The sequence below is a fragment of the Geobacillus sp. B4113_201601 genome (assembly GCF_001587475.1).
Lineage (GTDB): Bacteria > Bacillota > Bacilli > Bacillales > Anoxybacillaceae > Geobacillus > Geobacillus icigianus.
The window spans coordinates 10,451-10,794 of sequence record NZ_LQYX01000081.1 but is presented as its reverse complement, the minus strand read 5'-3'; the positions used below and the strand labels follow the sequence as shown (position 1 = coordinate 10,794).

The window sequence follows — 344 nt, the reverse complement described above, 5'->3', positions numbered from 1 at the left end:
GAACACGGAAGTTAAGCCCTCCAGCGCCGATGGTAGTTGGGGCCAGCGCCCCTGCAAGAGTAGGTCGCTGCTAGGCGGATACTTATGGAGGATTAGCTCAGCTGGGAGAGCACTTGCCTTACAAGCAAGGGGTCGGCGGTTCGATCCCGTCATCCTCCACCACTTTCAAACATACAAAACAAAACTCAGCGCATCATTGAAATAAGTTCATCTTCTATCGTCGCGGGGTGGAGCAACGAGCATTTGCTTCATCGAATACGCTGCGAGTTGCCTCGACGCATCGAACATCTTTGAATCAACTGGTAGAGGAAGAGGCAACAAATATTTCAATGATACTGATCTTT

At 50.0% G+C, this 344-nt stretch carries 1 tRNA gene and 1 rRNA gene; both read left to right on the top strand.

Going from position 1 to position 344, the window contains the following annotated elements:
• Window positions 1–76: ribosomal RNA gene (gene rrf / locus B4113_RS11395) — 5S ribosomal RNA — on the top strand; the annotation flags it as partial.
• 10 nt (window positions 77–86) lie between these two features.
• Window positions 87–162, top strand: a tRNA-Val gene (locus tag B4113_RS11390).
• The last annotated feature ends 182 nt before the right edge of the window (window positions 163–344 follow it).